We start from the raw sequence: 21070 nt of genomic DNA, 5'->3' as shown, positions 1-21070 counted from the left end.
ACTTCGATCGCGACTCAGCCCCCGGCCCCGGCCGACGGCACCACGACCCCGGAGCCGGCGGCTCCCCCACCGGACACGACTGCCGGCACCACGGCACCGCAAGCAGGCGCCCGGCCGCGGAAGGAGCCTGCCCGCGCTACCGCCCCGGGCCCGACCCCCGCCGAAGCCGCGGCCGTGAGCACGGCCCAGAACCTGGCCGCCAGGGCCGCACCCGGCAACCGGAAGCCAACCACTCCGACCCCGGACACGACCGCCTCCCACACGACCCCCGCCCCGCCCTCCAGCCCCGCCGTCCCCGCCGCGCGTTTCGCCGTGCCCGGGCGGATCGCGGTGAGTGGGCAGGCGGCGGGGGTGTGGCAGATGGCCACCGTGGTGGAGGTCCGGCGTGAGACACCGCGCGCGGCCACTTTCCGGCTGGCGGTGCCGGGTTGGGCGGGGCATCTGCCCGGGCAGCACCTGATGCTGCGGCTGACCGCGCCGGACGGGTACGTGGCCCAGCGCCACTACTCGATCGCGTCGGCGCCGGACGACTCCGGGCACATCGAGCTGACCCTGGACCATGTGCCGGACGGCGAGGTCTCCGGCTGGTTCCACACGGTCGCCCGCCCCGGTGACACGGTCGAGGTGCGCGGGCCGCTGAGCGGCTTCTTCGCCTGGCCGGGTGACCGGCCCGCGCTGCTGATCGGTGCCGGCTCCGGGATCGTCCCGCTGATGTCGATGGTGCGGCACCACCGCAGGCGCGGTCTCACCGTGCCGCTGCGCATGCTGGTGTCCGCGCGCAGCCCCGAGGAGCTGATCTACTCGGCGGAGCTGGGCGCGGAGACGACGCCTGTGTTCACTCGCAGCGCCCCACAGGGAGTGCCCGTGGGGCGTGTGGCAGCCGCACATGTGGCGCCGCTCCTGGCCGAGCAGCCTCCCAGTGGGTGGGAGGCCTATGTGTGCGGATCCAACGGGTTCGCCGAGCACGCGTCCCGGCTGCTGGTCGCGGCGGGCCAGCCGGTGGACCGGATCCGGATCGAGCGCTTCGGCTGACTGTCCCGGTCGCGCGCCGGGGTCGTACGCACGGTCCTGGGGCGCGTGGCGCGTTCCGTGCTCCAGGTGGGCTCGAAGTCGCGGTTCGCGGCGTGAGCGAGGTGCTCCGTACGGGGTACGAGACGGGTGTGGACGCTCGTGTGCGTGAGCGGGGGGGTGACGGGCCGTTCGGACCGGCTCGTCGGATCGGCTCTCCGGCTCCGACGGTGCGAGGAGGTGGACATGCGTACCCGGGTGTGTGGCTGGCGCTGGCGGCGCAATCCGCTGCGGCGCCACTCGGATGTCGTGGAGGCATGGACGATGCTGGTCGTGGCCGTCCTGCTCTTCGTCGTCACACCGCTGGTGGGGGTGGCCGCGGGCCTGCGCGCGCATGACACTGCCCGGGCCGTCGCCGCCACCCAGCGGGCCGAGCGCCACCGGCTCCGTGCGCAGGTGATCGGCTCCCCGCCCGAGCGACTCTCCGCCGAACAGGGCGGTCGCGCGTACGCGTACCGCGCCCAGGTCCGCTGGACCGAGCCCGGCAAGGGGACCCGTACGGCATGGGCCCGGGTGCCGGCGGGAACCCATACCGGTGACACGCTCCCGGTGTGGTTCGACGCCCGTGGCCGCAGTGTCGCGCCGCCGCCGGACGACGCGGCGGTGTGGCAGCACACGGTGACCGTCGGCCTGGCCGCGGCGGGCGGCACAGCGGCCGTGGTGCTCCTCGCACACGCCGTGGAGCGCCGGATCGCACTGCGCCACCGGCTGGCGGAGTGGGAACGGGAGTGGGCGCGGACGGGACCGAGGTGGACCCAGCCGCGGACGTGAGGGACAGGCGCCCGGCCGCCGAGCGGGAGCAAACGCTTACCGGCCGGACCTGCGACACCCACGTACGGTGAGCTGACGCAGCCTCCCTTCGCAAAGGTGGTTGCAGATGACCCTGTTCGACCTTCCCCTGGACGAACTTCGCGCGCACCGCAGCGAGTCCACCGAGCCCGAGGACTTCGACGCCTTCTGGGACGAGACCCTCGCGTGGTCTACGACTTCAACGACCACGAGGGCGGCGGTCCCTTCCACGAGGTGGCGAAGCTGCGCTGGCTGCGGTCGTACGCCTGAGGCGGCGGGCGGGCGCGAGGGCGTGCCGGGCACTTCCCCCCAGTCCGACCAGTCGGTACGTTCGGGGCGCCCGGGTCGTGAGCGCCGCGGCCCGGCTTTCCGGCGACGACGGAGGTCCCATGCCCGCGCACGAGACACAGGTCCACGGCCATTGCGACGCGCGCTTCGCGGCGGTGCGGGAGGCGTTCGAGGACAACTTCCGGGAGCGGGGCGAACTGGGCGCCGCGGTGGCGGTGAGCGTCGACGGCACCACCGTGGTGGACCTGTGGGGCGGCTGGGCGGACGCGGCCGGCACCCGGCCGTGGGAGCACGACACGCTGGTGAACGTGTGGTCCACCACCAAGGGGCCGGTGGCCCTGTGCGCGCATCTGCTCGCCGACCGGGGGCTGCTCGACCTCGACGCGCCCGTGGCGGCGTACTGGCCCGAGTTCGCGGCGGCGGGCAAGGAGAAGGTGCTCGTACGGCATCTGCTGTCCCACCGCGCCGGACTGCCCGGGCTGCGCGAGCCGCACTCCGTGGCGGACCTGTACGACTGGGAGCTGACGACCGCCCGGCTGGCGGCGACCGAGCCGTGGTGGGAGCCGGGCACCCGCTCCGGGTATCACGCGCTGACGTACGGCCATCTGGTCGGCGAGCTCGTGCGGCGGATCTCGGGGCTGCTGCCGGGGGTCTTCCTGGAGCGGAAGGTGACCGGGCCGCTCGGGATCGACTTCACGGTGGGACTGCCGGCGAAGGAGGCGGGCCGGGCGGCCGAGCTGGTGCGCCCTCCGGCCGCCTCCCGCAGTGAACAGGCGGCTGTCTTCGGCCAGTTGGCGCCCGCCGCGCTGGCGGCGCTGACCAATCCGGTGGTCGGCGCGGCGGAGGCGAACACGCCCGAGTGGCGGGCGGCGGAGATCCCCGCGGCGAACGGGCACGGCACCGCACGCGCCGTCGCGGCGCTCTACGGCGTCTTCGCCGGGCGCGGCCGCCACGGCGGGCGGCGCCTTCTGTCGCCGGAGGCGGCGGAGCGGGTGCGCGAGGGTCAGGGAAGCTGCCGCGATCTGGTGCTGGGCATCGGCTTCGAGCGGGAGACCGAGGCGGGGCTCGGTCTGTGGCTGAGCGGTCCGCAGGGGTCGTACGGCCCGAACCCGCGGGCTTTCGGTCATGACGGGTTCGGCGGCTCGTGCGGACTCGCCGATCCGGAGGCGGGCGTGTCACTGGGGTACGTCATGAACCGGATGGGGCCGCGCATCGCCGACGACCCACGGAAGATGGCACTGATCGACGCTCTGTACAGCGCCCTGTGACGGGGTGATCGCGCGGGTGGGTTTCGGCCGAACCGGCAGACCACTCTTCCCTTGTGGTTTAGACCAATGCTAATTGTGGTCGCGCAACGAGCCCGCACGACTACGTCTTGTCACAACAGGAGGGCGCGGCATGGCCCGCACCACCCCGCACGAACCCGCGCAGAGCGACGACCGGCCCCTGTACGGACGGATCGCGGCGCTGCTCCTCGACGAACTGCGCGCAGGCGCCATTCCGCCGGGCGAACGGCTGCCGGGCGAGCGGCACTTGGCCGCCTACTTCCAGGTCAGCCGGGAGACCGTCCGGCAGGCGCTGGAGGTGCTGCGGCGCAGCGGTGCCGTCTCCACCGACCGGCGGGGCAGCCATGCCACGCTGCCCGCGCGACCGGTCGCGGCGCCGGGGACGCCGGCCTTCCCGCTGGGTGCCCGCTCGGCGGACCCGTCAGCGGTCGACCGGGCCACGGTGACCTGGGAGGCGCCGCCGGAGGAGCACGCGCGGGCGCTGGGCCTGGCCCCGCACCGGCCGACGCTGGTGCACCGCTACCGCTCGGCCACGCCGGACGGCCGGTCGCTGCGGACGGCGGTGACGTCGTTCTCGGCGGTGGCGCTGGCCGAGGTTGCGGAGCTGGCCCGCTACCGGGGCCGGGCCGACGGCACCACCCCCGCGCAGCTGCGCCGGGCCTACGACTGGATGCGCAAGGCCGGCCTGTCCCTGCACCACCGCGATTCCATCACGCAGGTCGACGGTGCCTCCTCGGTGCGGGTGACCCGGCGGGTGCACGACCAGTACGCCCGGCCGCTGGAGATCACCGATCTGGTGGTGGACGCCGAACGGGACGCGCTGGTCTACGAGTTCATGCTGCCGGCGGCCGGCTGAGTCCGCCGGGCCACGACCAGCCGGGCCCGCGGGCCGCCGTCGCCGCGCCGCCCGAACTCGGGCAGGGGGTGCAGCTCGACGGCGAACCCGGCACGGCCCAACTCGCCGAGCACGCGGCCGAGCCGGAAAGCCCGGTAGTACATCACGAACTGCGGCCGCCACAGCGTGTTGCGCACCCGCATCACCGCGTCGAAGCCGAGCAGCATCCAGAAGTCGGCCTGTGTCGGCCGGGGCGGGGCGAGCACCGGGAAGGCGAACCGTCCGCCCGGCCGCAGCACGGAGTGGACCTGGGCGAACAGACCCGGCAGTTCGCGCGGCAGGAAGTGACCGAAGGCCCCGAAGGAGACCACGAGGTCGAAGGCGGCCGCGAACGGCAGGGCACGGGCGTCGCCGCGCACCCAGGCGACCTCGGGGCCGCCGGCGGACCGCACCCGGTGCCGGGCGACGTCCAGCATGCCCGCACTGAAGTCGACCCCGGTGACGCTGCTGCGGCACAGCCCGGTGAGCACCTCGGCGGCCGCGCCCGTGCCGCAGCACAGGTCGAGACCGTCCTCGAACGGGCCGAGCGGGGTCAGCGCCTTCGCCACGGACTCCAGGACGCCGTCGGGCGTCCGGAAGGGCGTGTGGTCGAACTTCGGGGCGAGCAGGTCGTAGCCGTGCTCGACGGACGACAGCGCCTGCACGGCGAGTTCACGCAGGCCGGGGCCTTCGGGACCGAACATCTCCTCAGCCTAGGGCCACCCGCTGCGCCAGGACCGCGAGCACCCGCTCGCACCAGCGCAGGTTCTCCTCCTCGAAGGCGATCCCGGCCATGAGGGTGAGGTACGGGCCGACGCGGTCGGCGCTGCGGAGGTACTCGTCCTCGGTCCGGCCGTCGAGGAGCCGGCGCTGCACCCGCCGGTAGCGGTCGAGCTTGCCGCGCGCCCAGCCCATGCGCTCCTCGACCAGCGCGCGGGTGACCTCGGGGTCGCCGCCGTCCATCGCCTGGATCTTGATGAGGAGTTCGTCGCGGATGGCCGTGGGCCGCCTGGGCGGCTCGGCGGCGAAGGCGTCCAGCTCGGCCCGGCCCGCCTCGGTGAGCGTGAACATCCGCTTGTTCGGCCGCCGCTCCTGCTGCACCGTCCGGGCCTGGACCAGCCCGTCCTGCGCCAGCCGCTCCAGCTCCCGGTAGAGCTGCTGCGGGGTGGCGGGCCAGAAGTTCGCGAGCGAGACGTCGAACGACTTCGACAGCTCGTAGCCCGAGGCCTCGCCCTCCAGCAGGGCTGCCAGGACGGCGTACTTGAGCGACATATGGACAGGTTAGCAGCCGTTGATTAATCTCATCCGCACCTATTCAATTAATTGACTATGAAACGCGAGGTGATCCGATGCACGCGTTCCGTGCGGCGGTCGAGGCCGGAGACATCGACGCCGTCGAGGCGCTGCTGGCCGAGGACGTCGTCTTCACCAGCCCGGTCGTCTTCAAGCCGTATCCGGGCAAGGCGATCACCGCGGCGATCCTGCGCGCGGTCTCCCAGGTCTTCGAGGACTTCCGGTACGTCCGGGAGATCGGGGACCCGGCCGCGCCCGACCACGCGCTGGTCTTCACCGCCCGGGTGGGCGACCGCGAGCTGACCGGCTGCGACTTCCTGCATGTCAACGAGGACGGCCTGATCGACGAGCTCATGGTCATGGTCCGCCCGCTGTCCGGGGCGCACGCCCTCGCCGAGGCCATGGGTGCGCGGTTCGACGAGATCGTGAAGGAGGCGGAGGCACGGTCGGCGTGAACGCGCCCCGAGGTGACGGCCCGGGGGTCAGCCCTTGAGCTGCCCCAGCGTGGCCTTGGCGTCCTTCTTCAGCCAGTCGTCCACGTCGCTGAGGGCGGGCGGGTTCTTGTCCTGGTCGTACGAGGTGAGGTAGGCGCTGTAGCTCATCGTGTACGTCACCCAGCCGTCGCGGACGGCGAGCGTGGCATAGCGGGCACCGCTGCTGGAGGAGCCGCGGGTGGTGTCCTGGCTGACCAGGTAGGCCTCGTCGCCGATGCCGCTGACCGGGGAGACGTCGTAACCGGTGTGGCTGTCACCGTAGTTCTTCCACAGGGCCGTGAACTCGGGCCCCGGATCGGTCTTCTTGTGCAGGTCGAGCTGCATGGAAAGATAGGCGTCGGCATACGAGGAGCCCGTCTTCTTCAGGTCCACGTAGCAGTAACTCTCGTCCAGCGCCGTGTTCTTGAGGGAGCTCTTGGTCGGCGAGGAGTCGTCCTCGGGGTACTCGTCCTTGAACGAGGAGTAGTCGGCGCCGGAGCACAGGTTCGAGGGCGCCGAGTAGCCGCGCAGGTCCGCGCCGTCGCCCTGGCCGCCGACGAGGAAGACGCCGCCCGCCCAGGCGGCGGAGGCGATGACCGCGCCGACCGCTGCCCACAGCACCGCTTTGCCGGCTCCGCCGCCGCCGGACGGAGGGGCGGGCGGCACCGCGGCTCCGAACTGAGGAGCCTGGGCGTAGGGGTTGGCCGGCTGCGGCTGACCCGGCTGGCCGAACTGGCCCGGCTGGCCCGGCTGGCCGAACTGACCCGGCTGCGGCTGGGCGGCGGGCTGGCCGACCAGCGTGGGCTGCGCGTAGAAGTTGCCCGGCGGCGGGGACTGCGGGTTCGGGTAGGGGTAGGCCGTCGGCTGCGGCGGGACGGCCGGCGCCTGCGCGGGCTGCTGGGGCTGCGGAACCGGCTGGTCGGCCGGCTGCGGGGACGGTGGCGTGGACATGTCTAGAACATAGTCCACGGTTGACGGTCAAGTCCCCTGACGTCCGGGATCGTTATGGTCTGGGGACATCTGATGCGGTTCCATGACCTGACGGACCTGCGAAGAGGGCAAGGTCGCACCGCTCCGGCCCTGCAGGAACCCGGGAATGTACGCGGACGGCGTCATGTTGACCGAAGTGCGTGCACGGGTATAGTGCGATCAGCGCATGTGCGTGTCCCGTCGTACGGACACCGATGCCGCCGTTCTCTCCATCAGCCCCTCGGCCGAGGCTTCCGACCGGCCCGGGCTTCTTCACTGCACCACCTCGTGACCAGGGCGTTTCCGCCGTACCCGAGGTGTCGTTCCCGCCGCCCGGAGGCAGTTGTCCAGCCTCCCGCTCGCGGCCTCTCCCCCCTTCCCGCTCCTTCTTCGTTCCGTCCGTGAAAGGACCCCCACCATGACCACCGCACTCGAACACCCTCCCGTGGTCCGGCAGACTCCGGTCTCCCGGCTCGTCACCGGTGTCCTCGACATCGACACGCAGGGGAAGGGGCACCTGAGGGGCCCGAGCCTCCTGTCCTCCCCCGGCGACCCGCAGCTCTCCCCGGCCCTGATCCGGCGTCACGGACTGCGCAAGGGCGACCTCGTCGAAGGGGTACGGGCTGACCGGCGCGCCCTGACCGAGGTCACGCGTGTCGACGGACACGACCCGGCGGACCTCCGCGGCCGGCGTCACTTCCGCGACCTCACCCCGCTCCACCCCCACGAGCGCATCCGCCTGGAACACCCCGCGTCCAAAGTCGCCGGGCGCGTCGCCGATCTCTTCGCGCCGGTCGGCAAGGGCCAGCGCGGACTGATCGTGGCCCCGCCGAAGAGCGGCAAGACGGTGCTGCTCCAGCAACTGGCGGCCGCCGTGGCCGGCAACCACCCCGAGTGCCGCCTGATCGTCCTGCTGCTGGACGAGCGCCCCGAGGAGGTCACCGAGATGCGCCGCTCGGTGCGCGGCGAGGTGTACGCCTCCACTTTCGACCGGACGCCCAAGGAGCACATCGCCCTGGCCGAGCTGGTCGTCGAGCGGGCCAAGCGCCTGGTGGAGGCCGGCGAGGACGTCGTGGTCCTGCTGGACTCGCTGACCCGGCTGTGCCGGGCGCACAACAACGCCTCCGCCGCCGGCGGCCGTACCCTGAGCGGCGGGGTCGACGCGGGCGCGCTGATCGGCCCCAAGCGGTTCTTCGGCGCCGCCCGCCAGGCCGAGGAGGGCGGCTCGCTGACGATCCTCGCCACCGCCTTGGTGGACACCGGCTCCCGCGCCGACGGCTACTACTTCGAGGAGCTGAAGAGCACGGGCAACATGGAGCTGCGCCTGGACCGGGAAGCCGCCGCCCGGCGTCTCTTCCCCGCCGTGGACCTGGACGCCACCGGCACCCGTCGCGAGGAACTCCTGCTCACTCCGGCCGAGTTGACGGCCGTACACGGTCTGCGCCGCGTCCTGCGCTCCCGCGAGGGCGGTCCGTCCGGTCTGGAGACCCTGCTGGAACGGCTGCGCGCCACGCCCGACAACGCCGCGTTCCTGCGGCAGATCCGGCCCACCCTTCCCGCCGGCTGAGCCCGCCCGGAGGCGGCCGGGTGCGGCTTACGGGTTACTCGCCTGGGCCGAACGGCCCCTCCAGCGCGAGGAATGGCGAACCCGTTCGTACGTTGATCACATGATCACCGGACTTTCTCATCGGGTGGCCGTGTCGGCCTGTTCCCTGTGCGTGGCGGGCGTGCTGGCACTCACCCCGGCCGCCGCCTCCGCCGGGCCCCGTTCCGGGGAACCCGGCCCGCCGGGGCCCGGGGCGGCGATGCCCGGGCCGAACCAGCTCTACCGCTCCGGCTCCCTGGTCCGGCCGCACCCGGACGCGCCCGCGCTGCCGGAGGTGTCGGCGCTGTCCTGGGTGGTGGCCGACGCCGGCAGCGGGGCGGTGCTGGCCGCGAGCGACGCCCACCGCAAACTGCCGCCCGCGAGCACCCTGAAGACCCTGTTCGCCCTCACCGTGCTGCCCGCGCTGCCCGCCGGGATGCGGCACACCGTGCGCAACGCGGAGTTGGCGGACATCGGCCAGGGCAGCAGCCTGGTCGGCGTCAAGGAGGGACTCACCTACCGGGTGTCCGACCTGTGGCGCGGTGTCTTCCTCAACTCCGGCAACGACGCCGTGCACGTCCTCGCCTCGATGAACGGCGGCTGGGAGGCCACGGCCGCCCAGATGCAGGTCAAGGCGCGCTCGCTCGGCGCCATGGACACCCACGTCGTCTCCCCCGACGGCTACGACGCCGACGGCCAGGTGTCCTCCGCCTACGACCTGGCGGTCTTCGGCCGGGAGGGCCTGCGCAATCCCGACTTCGCCCGGTACTGCTCCACCGCCGAGGCGTACTTCCCCGGCGAGGGCTCGACGTACGGCATCAGGAACACCAACCGGCTGCTGACCGGCCAGAACGGCGTGGGCAAGTATCCCGGGCTGATCGGCATCAAGAACGGCTACACCAGCAAAGCGGGCAACACCCTGGTGGCCGCGGCCCGCCACGGCAGCCGCACGCTGGTGGTGACCGTGATGAACCCTCAGAAGGGCGGCGGGTTGGCGGTGTACCAGGAGGCGCGCGAGCTGCTCGACTGGGGCTTCGCGGCGGCCGGCCGGGTGGACCCGGTCGGCTCGCTGGACGGGCTGCGCGTCAAGTCGCGGCCGGTGTCGCCGGCCAAACCGGTGGCCGCGGCCACGTCGCAGGCACCGGCCGACCGCTCGGGCTGGCCGGGCCCCGCCGTCGTCGCGGGGCTCGCGGGACTCGTCGCCGGCGCCGCGGTCGTGGCGCTGCGCGCCGCCGTGGTGGTGGTGCTGCGGGCCAGGGGCAAGCGCAGCCCGCGCGGCTGACCCGTCGGCAGGCCGAGCAGCAGCCCCAGCGTGATCCAGGTGTAGGTGTTGCTGCCGAGGAAGCCGCCGATGCCGGAGGCGTCGTCGAACCACAGCCAGACCACGCTCGTGCACAGCACCGCGTACAGGGCGCCCGCGATCCGCGGGTGCCCTGCGCGCAGCAGCACCGCGAACGACGGCAGCAGCCACACCAGGTGGTGCACCCAGGTGATGGGACTGACCAGGCAGGCCGCCGCCCCGGTGAGGGCGAAGGCCGCCGTCCAGTCACCGGCCCGCACCGCCCGACGGGCCCGCCATGCCCACACGCACAGGGTCAGCAGGACCGCCGTCGCCCACAGCGGGCGGCCCGGCTCGCCGAGGCGGGCCAGCACACCCTGGAGCGACTGGTTCGACACATAGTCGAGCCGGCCCACCCGGCCGGTGTCCCACAACGCCTGGGTCCAGTAGAAACGGGACGCCCGCGGGTCCGCCCAGGCGGCCAGCGCGGTCGCGACGGCGGCCACGGCCGTGGCGACGCCGGCCGCCCGGCGCCGCCCGGCGAGCAGCAGCAGACCGATGAACAGGGCGGGGGTGAGCTTCACGGCGGCGGCGAGCCCGATGCCGGCGCCCGCCCAGCGCTCCCGGCCGGTCGCCAGCAGCAGGCAGTCCCCGAGGACGAGGGCGAGCAGCACCAGGTTGACCTGGCCGAAGCTGAAGGTGTCCCGCAGCGGCTCGAACAGCGCGAGCAGGCACAGGCCCAGCGACCAGCGGTACCAGCCGTGCCGCCGCCAGTCCGGGCCGGCCAGGATCCGCAGGACGACCGCCAGCGCGGCCAGGTTGACCAGCAGGGACGCCGCGATCGCCGAGGTGCGGTCCACCAGCGCCAACGGCAGCATGGCGAGCGCGGCGAACGGCGGATAGGTGAAGCCGTACGAGGTGCCGGGCACCTGGTAGTCGTAGATCCGTCCGCCGTGGTGCGCCCAGGTGTGCACGGTGCCGTAGTAGACGCGCAGGTCGAAGAAGTCGCGCAGCAGCGGCACGGTCGCCGTGAAGACGGTGACCGCGGCGCCGAGGACGAGGACCAGCAGCAGACGGCTCCTGGTCGTACGCGGCCCCCTCACGCCATGCGTCCCGGGGCCGGGGCCTGGGCCGCCTGGTGGGCCTGCCACAGCACGACCACGCCGAGCACCCCGCCGGAGACGGCGAGCACGAGTTGCCCGAGGTCGGCCGGGCCGCCGCTCGGCAGCACGGCAAGGGCGAGGACGCCGGCCAGGGCCGCGACCCGGTGCCGTACCGAGGTGCTGGGCGCGGCGGCGGCGATGAGGAACAGTCCCCACAGCACGTACCAGGGGCGGATCGCCGGGCCGAACACGGCGACCGTCAGCAGGCTGAGCCCGAGGGCGTACACCGGCCGGACGCGCAGCCGCAGCCATATCAGCGCCACGGCGACGGCGGTGGCGGCGAGGCCGAACAGATGCCAGGCCGGCACGGCCAGCGGGGCCAGACTGCTGCCGAGGTGCTCCAGCAGGGCACCGGTGGCGCGACCGAGCAGGCTGGTCAGGGCCCAGTTGTGCGGGGAGACGGGGGTGGCCAGGGCGCCGATCCAGCCGTATCCGGTGCCGGCGACGGCCGTGGCGGCGACCGTCGTCGTGGCGGAGGCGGCCGCCGCGGTCAGGACCGCCGGCAGGGGGCGGCGGCCGGAGCGGACCTGGAGGGCCACGACCGCCAGCAGGCCAAGGGCGGCCGGCGCCTTGACCAGGGCGGCCAGGGTCACGAGGACGGCTCCGAGGGCGCCGCCGACCGGGCGGTCACCCCGCGCGGCGACCAGGCCGAGTCCCAGCAAACCGAGCATCAGGGCGTCGTTGTGGGCGCCCGCGACCAGATGCAGCAGGACGAGCGGGTTGAGGGCGCCGAGCCAGAGGGCGGCGGCCGGGTCGGCGCCGCTGTGCCGGGCGAGGCGGGGCAGCGCCACCGCCATCAGGGCCACGCCGAGCAGGGCGACCAGCCGCATGCCGAGCAGGCCGGCGGGCAGCTGACCGCGGGTCAGTCCGGACAGCGCCGAGGCCAGGGCCAGGAAGGCGGGGCCGTAGGGGGCGCCGGTGTGCTGCCACATCGGGGCCACCTCGTCGGCGAGCGGGCCGCCGAGCTGGGCCGGGCCGTGGGCGTAGACGTCGATGTGGGCGTCGACCATGGCGCCCTGCGCGAGATAGCTGTAGACGTCCCGGCTGAACAGCGGCGGTGCCAGCAGCAGCGGTGCCGCCCACACGGCGAGCACCAGCAGCAGGGCGCGCGGGGTGGGCGGCTGGGGGCCCCGCACCAGGCGGCCGAGGAGCACCCAGGCCGCTATCAGCAGCACGACGCCGAAGTACACGCCGACCAGGCCGAGCGCGGCCTGCGCCGAGGCGGGGGCCAGGAGATCCTGCACGGGCAGGGCACCGGCCGTCTCACCGCCCAGCGCGAGAAAGGCGGTACCGGCCAGCCCGAGCACCTGGCAGCGGCGGAGATCGACGGGGAATGCCATGGCCAACACTGCTTCAGCGTGTCAACGCCGGGTGGCCGGAAGGCGACGCGGGCCCCTCCGGGTGGGGACCGGAGTGTGACCGGTGCGTGGTGGTGACGGTCGTACGCCAGGGTCTTGAGTACACCGAGGACGCCGTCCGGCCGCCGAGGAGGGTGCCCACGCCGGCCTCGGACTCAGAACACCGACAGCCCGGTCAGCGTGGTGAACCGGTCGAGGGCCGCCACTCCGGCCACCGAGTTGCCGCGCTCGTCCAGGCCCGGGCTCCACACGCACAGCGTGCACCGGCCCGGCACGACCGCGATGATCCCGCCGCCGACGCCGCTCTTGCCGGGCAGCCCCACGCGGTAGGCGAAGTCCCCGGCCGCGTCGTACGTCCCGCAGGTCAGCATCACCGCGTTGACCTGCTTGGCCTGGCTGCGCGTGAGCAGCCTGCTGCCGTCGGCGCGGATGCCGTGCCGGGCGAGGAAGCCGGTGGCGAGGGCCAGGTCGGCACAGGACGCGGCGATGGAGCACTGCCGGAAGTACTGGTCGAGCAGGACGGGAATGTCGTTGTCGATGTTGCCGTAGGCCGCCATGAAGTGGGCGAGAGCGGCGTTGCGGTCGCCGTGCGCGGTCTCGGAGGAGGCGACCTCCTTGTCGAAGTCGAGCTCGGGGTTGCCGCTCTCGGCGCGCAGAAAGGCCAGCAGTTCGCCGGCCGCGTCTCCGGTACGGGTCTGCAGGCGGTCGGTGACGACGAGGGCGCCCGCGTTGATGAAAGGATTCCGCGGGATGCCGTCCTCGTACTCCAGCTGGACCAGGGAGTTGAAGGGATTGCCGGAGGGCTCGCGGCCCACGTGCTCCCAGAGTTCGTCGCCCTCGCGGGCCAGGTCCAGGGCGAGCGTGAAGACCTTGGTGATGGACTGTGCGGAGAAGGGCTGGCGCCAGTCCCCGACCCCGTACACCGTGCCGTCCCGCTCGGCGACGGCCATGCCGAAGCGGCGCGGGTCCCAGGCGGCGAGGGCGGGAATGTAGTCGGCGGACCGGCCGCGTCCCGGCGTGCGATCGATCTCCGCCATGATGCGATCGAGGACCGGTTGGAACTGCGAGGACATGCGCGTCATCATGCCGCACTCCTGTCGGCCCAGCGCCCCGGGGGCGTCCGGAACCCCCGTTGGCGGCACGGGCAGGAGGCCAATCAGGCATGTCTTGCGCCGAACTCCGCGTGCTGGACCGCCGATCGCCGGATCCGCACGTCAGGGTGTGGTCCGCGGTCTCCTGGTGTCCGGAGGCCGTTCGGTCACAGAGAGACAGGAGTGATCGTGCGCGGGCGGAACGACTACAGGGTGGGTCTGTGTGCCATCGCGTTGCTGTTGGCCGGATGCAGCCTGCCCACCCCGCATGTTCCCGTGCTGGAGAATCCCCGGGGAGGACGGACCTTCTACGTCAGCCCGCAGGGGGACGACAAGGACGACGGCCGGACCCCGCAGACCCCCTGGCGCACGCTGCGGCGTGCCGACGCCGTGCGGCTGAAGCCGGGCGACCGTCTGCTGCTCGAGGGCGGTGCACACTTCCCCGGCACCCTCAGCATCGGCCCGGGGGACGCGGGCGACTCCCACAAGCCCGTGGAGATCGGCTCCTACGGGGACGGCCGGGCGATGATCACGGCCGAGGGCACGCGCGGCATCGAGGTGCACGACACCAGCGGCGTCGAGATCCGTGACCTGGTCCTGGCCGGCAACGCCGCGTCCTACCGGTCGCGGGACGGCATCGGCTTCGTCAGCGACCTGCCGGGCAAGCGGAAACTGCCGTACATCCGGGTCACGGGCGTCGACGTCTCGGGCTTCCGCAACGGCATCCGGCTGCGCGGCGGCGCCGGGGCATCCGGCTTCCGGGACGTCGTCGTCGACGACTGCGCGGTGCACAACAACAAGGACGCGGGCCTCGTCACGGACGGCCCCGCCTTCGACGCGGACGCCCCCGCCTACGCGCACGAGCAGGTGAGGGTGTCCAAGCTGGTCGCGTTCAAGAACGCCGGGGACGCGCAGTCCGGCCGCAACACCGGCAGCGGCATCGTCCTCGGCAGTGTCCGGGGCGGGGTGGTCGAGGCATCGGTCGCCCACGACAACGGGGCGTCGTCCTCGCCGGACGCCGCCGAGGGTCCGGAGGGGATCTGGACGTACGACTCGACACGGATCGTCTTCCAGCGCAACGTCGCCTACGACAACCACACCGGATCCCAGGTGGACGGCGGCGGATTCGGCCTGGACAACAACGTGTCGTACTCGCTGATGCAGTACAACCTGTCCTACGGCAACGACGGCGCGGGCTTCCTGGCGTACTCCGCCGTCGCGAACTCGGCCCACACGAACAACGCGATCCGCTACAACGTCAGCCAGGACAACGGCCGCAAACTGCAGGACTACGGCGGCATCGTGGTGCTCGGAGCGCGGGTGGCGAACCTGGCGATCTACCAGAACACGGTGCTGGCCAGGGCGAACGGCACGGTCCGGGCACCCGCGCTACGGCTTCAGCCCAACATCAGCGCCGTCTCGGTGCGCAACAACGTGTTCGTCACCGACGGCGCACCGGTGGTGGCGGCCCAAGGGCACTTCGGCATCTCCGAAGTAGAGATGCAGGGCAACGACTACCACAGCTCCAGCGGCTGGACCTTGCAGTGGGGTGACGGCTGGTACGGCGATCTGGCGACCTGGCGCCGGTTTTCCGGTCAGGAGCTGCAGGGACCGCGGGCCACCGGCACCGACGCCGACCCCTGCCTCGCGGAGGTCCCGCTGCCCACCAACGGGCCCGACCTGCGCGGCACCGGCCCGATGCGTGGCGCACTCGCTTCCCAGTGCTCCCACGCGCTGACCGGTGCCGCGGTGGATCTGCGGACCGTGGGGATCGACCCCGGGCCGGTGGACTACTTCGGGACGCCGCTGGCCGGTTCTCCCACGGTGGGGGCCGTGCAGGTGGCGTCGAAGGCGTGAGGGATCCGCACCCGGAGGGCCTCGCCCTGTCCTGGCTGCGGCACGTGCGCGGGCCGTCCGGGAGCGCGCACGTGCCAGCCGGCCGCGTGCCAGGCCGCCCGGTCCAGGGCGTTGCGCGCGTCGAGCAGCCGCGGCACCCGGACCACCTCGGCCAGCCGCACCGGATCGAGCTCGCGGTAGTGCCGCCACTCGGTCAGGTGCAGGACCACGTCCGTGTCCCGGCAGGCCTCCATGACATCCGTGCAGTACAGCGGAGCCGGCAATGCGGCACGCGCGTTGTCGAGGCCCGCCGGGTCGTGCACCCGCACCTCGGCGCCCTGTGCGACGATCTCCGCGGTGACGGCGAGCGCCGGTGAGTCCCGTACGTCGTCGCTGTCCGGCTTGAAGGTGGCGCCCAGCACGGCGACCCGCCGGCCGGCGAAGGTGCCGCCCACCAGCTGACGGGCGAGGTCGACCGTCCGCCGGCGCTGCCGGTCGTTGATCCGGTCGACCTGGCGCAGGAAGGACACCGCCTCCCCGACCCGCAGTTCCTCGGCCCGGGCCAGGAACGCGCGGATGTCCTTGGGCAGGCAGCCACCGCCGAACCCGAGGCCTGCGGAGAGGAACCGGCGGCCGATGCGCGCGTCATGGCCGAGGGCGTCGGCGAGCGTCACCACGTCGGCACCCGAGGCGTCGCAGACCTCCGCCATCGCGTTGATGAACGAGATCTTCGTCGCCAGGAAGGAGTTGGCGGCGACCTTCACCAGTTCCGCGGTGGCCGGATCGGTGCTGAGGTAGGGCACACCGGCCCGGATCAACGGCTCGTACACATGGCGCAGCAGTTCGTCGGCGCCGGGTGCGGTGACCCCCACGACCAGCCGGTCGGGGCGCAGGCTGTCCTGCACGGCGTACCCCTCGCGCAGGAACTCGGGGTTCCAGGCGAGCTCGGCCGCCACGCCGGGGCGGACGCGCGCCGCCACCCGGCGGCCGAGCGACCGGGTCGTGCCCACCGGGACGGTCGACTTGCCGACGATCAGGGTGTCACGGGTGAGGAGCGGCGCCAGGCCGTCCACGACCGCCTCGACATGGCTCAGGTCGGCGGCGAGCGAACCGGGGCGCTGCGGTGTGCCGACGCACACGAAGTGCAGGGCGGCGAAGTCGGCGGCCTGCCGCAGGGACGTGGTGAAGCGCAGCCGGCCGTTCTCGGTGTTCCGTGCGAGGATCTCCTGCAGCCCCGGTTCGTGGAACGGTGCCCGGCCCGCGGCGAGGGCCTCGGTCCTGCCCGCGTCGCTGTCGACCCCGAGGACCTCGTGTCCGATCTCGGCCATGCACGCGGCGTGCACGGCCCCGAGATAGCCGGTGCCGATGACGGTCAGTCGCATGGGGATTCTCCTGTCTGTGGGGCGCCGGTCCCGGGGGAGCCCGCGAAGTAGCCGTCGGGGTTGCGTTCCTGGAACCGCCAGGCGTCCCGGCACATGGCGGTGAGATCACGAGTCGTGGTCCAGCCCCAGGCGTCGGCCACCGCACTCGCGTCCGCCACGAGTTCGGCGACGTCGCCGGCTCTGCGCCCGACGATCCGGTAGGGCACCGGGCGCCCGCTGACCTCGCCGAAGGCCGCGACGAGCTGGAGCACGGAGGTGCCGGCGCCGGTGCCGAGGTTGAACACCCGCATGCCGGGGCGGTCGTCGAGGTGTTCGAGGGCCACCCGGTGTCCCTCGGCGACGTCCACCACGTGGATGTAGTCCCGCACCCCGGTGCCGTCGGGGGTGGGGTAGTCGTCGCCGAAGACGCTGAGCTGCTCCCGGCGGCCGACCGCCACCTGCGCGACGTACGGCATGAGGTTGTTGGGGACTCCGCGCGGGTCCTCGCCGAGCAGACCGCTCGGATGGGCTCCCACGGGGTTGAAGTAGCGCAGTGCCAGCACCTTCATGTCCGCCAGGTGGGCGCACACGTCCTGCAGGATCGACTCGCCCGTCAGCTTGGTGCGGGCGTAGGGGTTGGTGGGTGCCACGGGGCTCTGCTCGGTCAGCGGCGCGGTGTCGGCGTCGCCGTAGACGGAGCAGGACGAGGAGAACACCAGCCGGTGGACCCCGTGCTCGTGCATGACCGACAGCAGGGTGCAGGTGCCGCCCACGTTGGTGTCGTAGTACTCGACCGGGAGGGCCACCGACTCACCGACCGCCTTGCGGGCCGCGAAATGGATCACCGCGTCCACCGGATGGGCGGCGAACACCTCGGAGAGGGCCTTCCGGTCGCGCACGTCGACGCGGTGCACGGCGGCGAGCGGCCGCCCCGCGACCTTGGCGACGCGGTCCAGCGCCTCGGGAGAGCTGTTGACGTGGTTGTCCACGACGACGACTTCGTAGCCGTGGTCGAGCAGTTCGACACAGGTGTGGCTGCCGATGAAACCTGCGCCGCCGGTCACCAGGACCGTTTCTGGCATGGGGGTACCTCGTTTCGTCGGGGGAGACAGAGGAAGAAGGCAGGGGCGGCGGCCGTCAGCCGGAGATGAACCCGCGCAGGTAGGCCGGGAACAGCAGCAGGCCGCAGCCCAGCGGGAACAGTGCGACGAGCCCCGCGGTCAGCGGGAGCACGGCGGTGCGCAGGGCCCGGCGGATGCCGACGCCGGCGGACCGCGCGGTCTCCCGGATGTGCAGGGCGCCCACCGCCAGCGTCACCATCGCGTAGGACAGGGAGCCGAGGAGGGAGAGGAACACATAGCCGATGGCGGGTCCGGTCAGTTCGCCGACGACGGCCGCGCCGGACAGGACGACGGTGATCAGCAGGTAGGGAAGCACCAGGCGCAGCGGCAACGGCTCCAGACCGTCACGGGACTTGGGCGTCACCTTGAAGACGACGTGCCTCGGACGCAGGCGTTGCAGCAGCGCGGCGGTGACGCCCCACGCCACGAACGGCCAGCGGGTCAGCCCGAACAGCCAGCCCTCCCAGCTCAGCAACGGCGCGTCCACGGGCCGCAGCAGCCCGCGCCGTTTCAGCAGCGCGGTGAGCAGCACGAGGCAGGCCGACATGGCCCAGAAGTGCCCCAGGAAAGCGACGTAGTTGACGTTGATCCATGGAATGCCCGTGACCGCGGCGACCGGTGGCAGCAGCAGTCCTCCGGTCGTGGTCAGCGCCAGCAGCGGATAGTAGGACAGGGCGAAGGCGAACCGCATCCTGAGCCGCCCCGGCATCCGGCCCAGGTGCCTGGGGAGCATGCCGAGCAGCATGACCACCAGACTCCGCGACCACTGGAACTCCTGCGTCACCATCGCGGCGAAGGTCAGGGGGCCGTCGCCGTGCGCCTCGGCATCGATCGCGAACGCCCCGTGCCACCCTGCCGAGTTGAGCAGGAAGGTGGTCGAGAAGTCCTCGGCCAGCTCGGGTCCGAGCCCGCCGATGTCCCGCAGCGCACGCGTGCGTACGGCGTAGTGGGAGCCGATGCACAGCGGGGCGAGGCCGTCGGAGTGGCCGAGCTGCATCGGCCCGTGGAAGGTGGCCTCGCGGTGCAGCCGTCCCCGAGCCGCCCACGACGTACGGGCGTTGGCGTCGCACACGCTGGGGGCGGCCACATAACCGACCGCCGGATCGGCGAACGGCCGGGCGATCTCCCGCAGATAGCCGGGCCCGGGCACGTGGTCCACGTCGAGCTGGGCCACCACGTCGTAGTCGCGGTAGCCCCAGTTGTCGTAGAAGTGCGCGAGGTTGCCCTCCTTGCACCGGGTGCGGCGCGGCCAGGTGTCCCGGTGGTAGGCCGCGAGCCCGCGGCGGCAGGACACGCGCACGCCGTGGGCCGCGCACCAGTCGAGGATTTCCCGGGTCGGGTCCTCGTCGCACAGCCACACGTCGTAGGGGTGAGGGTGGTCCTGGCGCAGCATCGCGTTCAGGGTGGTGCGCGCGACCCGCCAGGGTTCGGAGGGGGCCCGGGTCACCACGAACGCCGTGCGCAGCGGGGGCACCTCGACGGCCGGGTCGAGGGCGCGCAGCCGCAGCGCCGCGACGAGGAAGTACATGGGCAGCAGGGACAGGTACAGCAGCAGCGCGCTGTTCACCGCGAAGCCCGTCCAGCCGACCCGGTGCTCCGGGCGCACCCACCACTCCCAGAACCACACCAGGGCGGCCAGCCAGCACACCGCGAGCACCGTCACGGTCACCCGGTCCGTGCGGCGCAGCCGCGGGATCCAGGTCCCGGGTGCCGGTGCGAGCGATCTGCGGGGGTTGCCGAAGACGGGTCCGTCGGCCGGCGCGTCGACGACGTTGCCCGCCGACAGGGTCCGCAGGTGGGTGCTCAGCGCCGCTTCGGTGTCCGGTGCCTGCGGGGCGAGGTCGAGCGCGGCGCCGGCTCCGGGGCCGGGGTCCGTCTGGGTCACGACGCCGCGAGGGTCGGACCGGGCAGCCGGGGCTCCGCCGCGGAACCGCCGTCCAGTTGCCCGCCCCGGATCGCGGTGAGGGCGGCGGCGATGTCGGCGGGCCGGTCGGCGAACCAGCGCACCGTCCGGCGCAGTCCGTCCTCGATGCCCACCTCGGGAACCCAGCCGAGCCGCTCCGACGCCCGGGCGATGACCGGCCGGCGGCGGGTGGGGTCGTCCACGGGCAGCGGGTGGAACTGGATCTCGGCCCGTGAGCCCGTCAGGTCGAGGACGAGTTCGGCCAGTTCGAACACCGTCAGTTCGACGGGGTTTCCGAGGTTCACCGGTCCGGGTTCGTCATCGTCGAGCATGGCCATGATGCCGCGCACGAGATCGTCGACGTAGCAGAAACTGCGGGTCTGCTTTCCGTCGCCGTAGACCGTCAGGGGTTCCCCGGCGAGGGCCTGGACCACGAAGCTGGAGACGACCCGGCCGTCGTGCGGACGCATGCGCGGGCCATAGGTGTTGAAGATGCGGACGATTCCCGTGTTCGCTCCGCAGTGCGACCGGTAGGCCTGGGTCAGCGCCTCGGCGAACCGCTTGGCCTCGTCGTACACACTGCGGGGTCCGACGGGATTCACATGTCCCCAGTACGTCTCGTCCTGGGGATGTACTTCCGGGTCTCCGTACACCTCGCTCGTGGAGGCGAGTACGAAGCGGGCTTCGTGCCGGGCCGCGAGCCGGAGCGCGTTCTCGGTGCCGCGGCTGCCCACGGCCAGTGTCTGAAGCGGGCGTCTGAGGTAGTCGGGAGGCGAGGCGGGACTGGCCAGGTGGGCCACCGCGTCCACGCGGCCCCCCACGTCGACCGACCGGCTGACGTCGGCCCGGACCAGTTCGAAGGCGGGATTTCCGAGGAAGGGCGTGATGTTCGCCGGGTTGCCGGTGGAGAAGTCGTCGAGGCACACGACCTCGTCACCGCGCCTGAGAAGTGCTTCGCACAGATGCGACCCGAGAAAACCGCCGCCACCTGTCACGGCAACACGCATGAATTCTCCTGGATTCACCGAATGATTCCGTCACTCCGTCCGGCGCAGGGTGATGGGTGGGCCGTTTGCCAGGACAGGAGACGGCCTTTACCAAGGCCGCGAATTCACCATATGTGCGTTAGTAGCATTTTCCGGATAAGGGCGAGTCGGGCTCCGCCGATCGGCCGGTAGCCTCCGGGCCCCCCGACGGGCCGAAGACACCGCGCGGCCCACCGCATCCGGGATGCGGTGGGCTCGTGCGGCGCGGAGGGGTTCATCCGTGGGTGTGCCGGAACCCGCGTGTCGGTTTGGCCGGGGGCGCCGCATCGGCCTGGCACGCGGGTTCC

General features: G+C 72.7%; 17 protein-coding genes and 2 pseudogenes. 9 read left to right on the top strand and 10 right to left on the bottom strand.

Annotated features, from left to right (window positions below):
- Positions 1 to 312 precede the first annotated feature (312 nt).
- The 5 genes and pseudogenes from LMU33_RS22825 (at position 313) to LMU33_RS22805 (ending at position 4287) form a co-directional block, all read left to right on the top strand.
- A complete protein-coding gene (locus tag LMU33_RS22825) occupies positions 313 to 1032 on the top strand; it encodes a ferredoxin reductase (RefSeq protein ID WP_372478046.1) in 720 nt (239 codons plus the stop codon).
- A gap of 222 nt (positions 1033 to 1254) precedes the next feature.
- Positions 1255 to 1839 (top strand): Rv1733c family protein, encoded by a 585-nt coding sequence (locus LMU33_RS22820; RefSeq protein WP_228622385.1) that lies wholly within the window; start codon positions 1255 to 1257, stop codon positions 1837 to 1839.
- 106 nt (positions 1840 to 1945) lie between these two features.
- Positions 1946 to 2041 (top strand): annotated as a pseudogene (locus LMU33_RS22815) (acetylxylan esterase); the annotation flags it as partial.
- A gap of 205 nt (positions 2042 to 2246) precedes the next feature.
- Positions 2247 to 3413 carry a serine hydrolase domain-containing protein gene (locus tag LMU33_RS22810; protein ID WP_228622384.1) on the top strand — a complete coding sequence of 389 codons (1167 nt, stop codon included), beginning with the start codon at positions 2247 to 2249 and terminating at the stop codon, positions 3411 to 3413.
- 130 nt (positions 3414 to 3543) lie between these two features.
- Entirely contained in the window at positions 3544 to 4287 is a 744-nt protein-coding gene (locus LMU33_RS22805) for a GntR family transcriptional regulator (RefSeq protein ID WP_228622383.1), read from the top strand.
- On the opposite strand, the gene LMU33_RS22800 is transcribed toward LMU33_RS22805, so the two are convergent.
- Entirely contained in the window at positions 4257 to 5009 is a 753-nt protein-coding gene (locus LMU33_RS22800) for a class I SAM-dependent methyltransferase (protein ID WP_228622382.1), read from the bottom strand. The two genes, LMU33_RS22805 and LMU33_RS22800, sit on opposite strands and share 31 nt — an antisense overlap.
- 4 nt (positions 5010 to 5013) lie before the next feature.
- On the bottom strand, positions 5014 to 5577 hold the full coding sequence (locus LMU33_RS22795) for a PadR family transcriptional regulator (protein WP_228622381.1): 564 nt from the start codon (positions 5575 to 5577) through the stop codon (positions 5014 to 5016).
- Between the two features lie 77 nt (positions 5578 to 5654).
- Between LMU33_RS22795 and LMU33_RS22790 the strand changes: the two genes are divergently transcribed.
- A complete protein-coding gene (locus LMU33_RS22790) occupies positions 5655 to 6053 on the top strand; it encodes a nuclear transport factor 2 family protein (RefSeq protein ID WP_228622380.1) in 399 nt (132 codons plus the stop codon).
- 27 nt (positions 6054 to 6080) lie between these two features.
- Here LMU33_RS22790 and LMU33_RS22785 read toward each other — a convergent pair whose 3' ends face one another.
- Positions 6081 to 7022 (bottom strand): hypothetical protein, encoded by a 942-nt coding sequence (locus LMU33_RS22785; protein WP_228622379.1) that lies wholly within the window; start codon positions 7020 to 7022, stop codon positions 6081 to 6083.
- 436 nt (positions 7023 to 7458) lie between these two features.
- Here LMU33_RS22785 and rho point away from each other — a divergent pair, with 436 nt between their 5' ends.
- Positions 7459 to 8607, top strand: coding sequence for a transcription termination factor Rho (rho, locus tag LMU33_RS22780; RefSeq protein ID WP_228622378.1), 1149 nt, complete (start codon positions 7459 to 7461; stop codon positions 8605 to 8607).
- Between the two features lie 100 nt (positions 8608 to 8707).
- Positions 8708 to 9541, top strand: a pseudogene (locus LMU33_RS22775) (D-alanyl-D-alanine carboxypeptidase family protein); the annotation flags it as partial.
- A gap of 59 nt (positions 9542 to 9600) precedes the next feature.
- Here LMU33_RS22775 and LMU33_RS41720 read toward each other — a convergent pair.
- The 3 genes from LMU33_RS41720 to LMU33_RS22760 form a co-directional block, all read right to left on the bottom strand.
- On the bottom strand, positions 9601 to 11007 hold the full coding sequence (locus LMU33_RS41720) for a glycosyltransferase family 87 protein (RefSeq protein ID WP_308280800.1): 1407 nt from the start codon (positions 11005 to 11007) through the stop codon (positions 9601 to 9603).
- Entirely contained in the window at positions 11004 to 12407 is a 1404-nt protein-coding gene (gene mptB / locus LMU33_RS22765; RefSeq protein WP_228622376.1) for a polyprenol phosphomannose-dependent alpha 1,6 mannosyltransferase MptB, read from the bottom strand. Before mptB ends, LMU33_RS41720 begins: the two co-directional genes overlap by 4 nt.
- 173 nt (positions 12408 to 12580) lie before the next feature.
- Entirely contained in the window at positions 12581 to 13510 is a 930-nt protein-coding gene (locus LMU33_RS22760) for a glutaminase (protein ID WP_228622375.1), read from the bottom strand.
- Between the two features lie 282 nt (positions 13511 to 13792).
- Here LMU33_RS22760 and LMU33_RS22755 point away from each other — a divergent pair, with 282 nt between their 5' ends.
- Entirely contained in the window at positions 13793 to 15373 is a 1581-nt protein-coding gene (locus tag LMU33_RS22755; RefSeq protein ID WP_228622374.1) for a right-handed parallel beta-helix repeat-containing protein, read from the top strand.
- Here the strand turns inward: LMU33_RS22755 and LMU33_RS22750 are convergent.
- From LMU33_RS22750 to LMU33_RS22735, 4 genes are read right to left on the bottom strand one after another with little or no spacing between them, the layout of a single operon-like run.
- Complete coding sequence (locus tag LMU33_RS22750; protein ID WP_228622373.1) at positions 15307 to 16734, bottom strand: UDP-glucose dehydrogenase family protein; 1428 nt, start codon at positions 16732 to 16734, stop codon at positions 15307 to 15309. The genes LMU33_RS22755 and LMU33_RS22750 overlap by 67 nt on opposite strands.
- Positions 16725 to 17795 carry a UDP-glucose 4-epimerase GalE gene (galE, locus tag LMU33_RS22745; protein ID WP_228622372.1) on the bottom strand — a complete coding sequence of 357 codons (1071 nt, stop codon included), beginning with the start codon at positions 17793 to 17795 and terminating at the stop codon, positions 16725 to 16727. The genes LMU33_RS22750 and galE overlap by 10 nt, the downstream gene beginning before the upstream one ends.
- A gap of 55 nt (positions 17796 to 17850) precedes the next feature.
- The gene (locus tag LMU33_RS22740; RefSeq protein WP_228622371.1) at positions 17851 to 19719 is read right to left on the bottom strand and encodes a glycosyltransferase; all 1869 of its coding nucleotides are present in this window, start codon (positions 19717 to 19719) and stop codon (positions 17851 to 17853) included.
- Positions 19716 to 20744, bottom strand: a complete 1029-nt coding sequence (locus tag LMU33_RS22735; RefSeq protein ID WP_228622370.1) for a UDP-glucuronic acid decarboxylase family protein — start codon at positions 20742 to 20744, stop codon at positions 19716 to 19718. Before LMU33_RS22735 ends, LMU33_RS22740 begins: the two co-directional genes overlap by 4 nt.
- Between the last annotated feature and the right edge of the window lie 326 nt (positions 20745 to 21070).

It is taken from the genome of Streptomyces barringtoniae (assembly GCF_020819595.1).
Taxonomy (GTDB): domain Bacteria; phylum Actinomycetota; class Actinomycetes; order Streptomycetales; family Streptomycetaceae; genus Streptomyces; species Streptomyces barringtoniae.
Note: the sequence above shows the minus strand (reverse complement) of the source record. Positions and strands in the feature narration are given on the sequence as shown.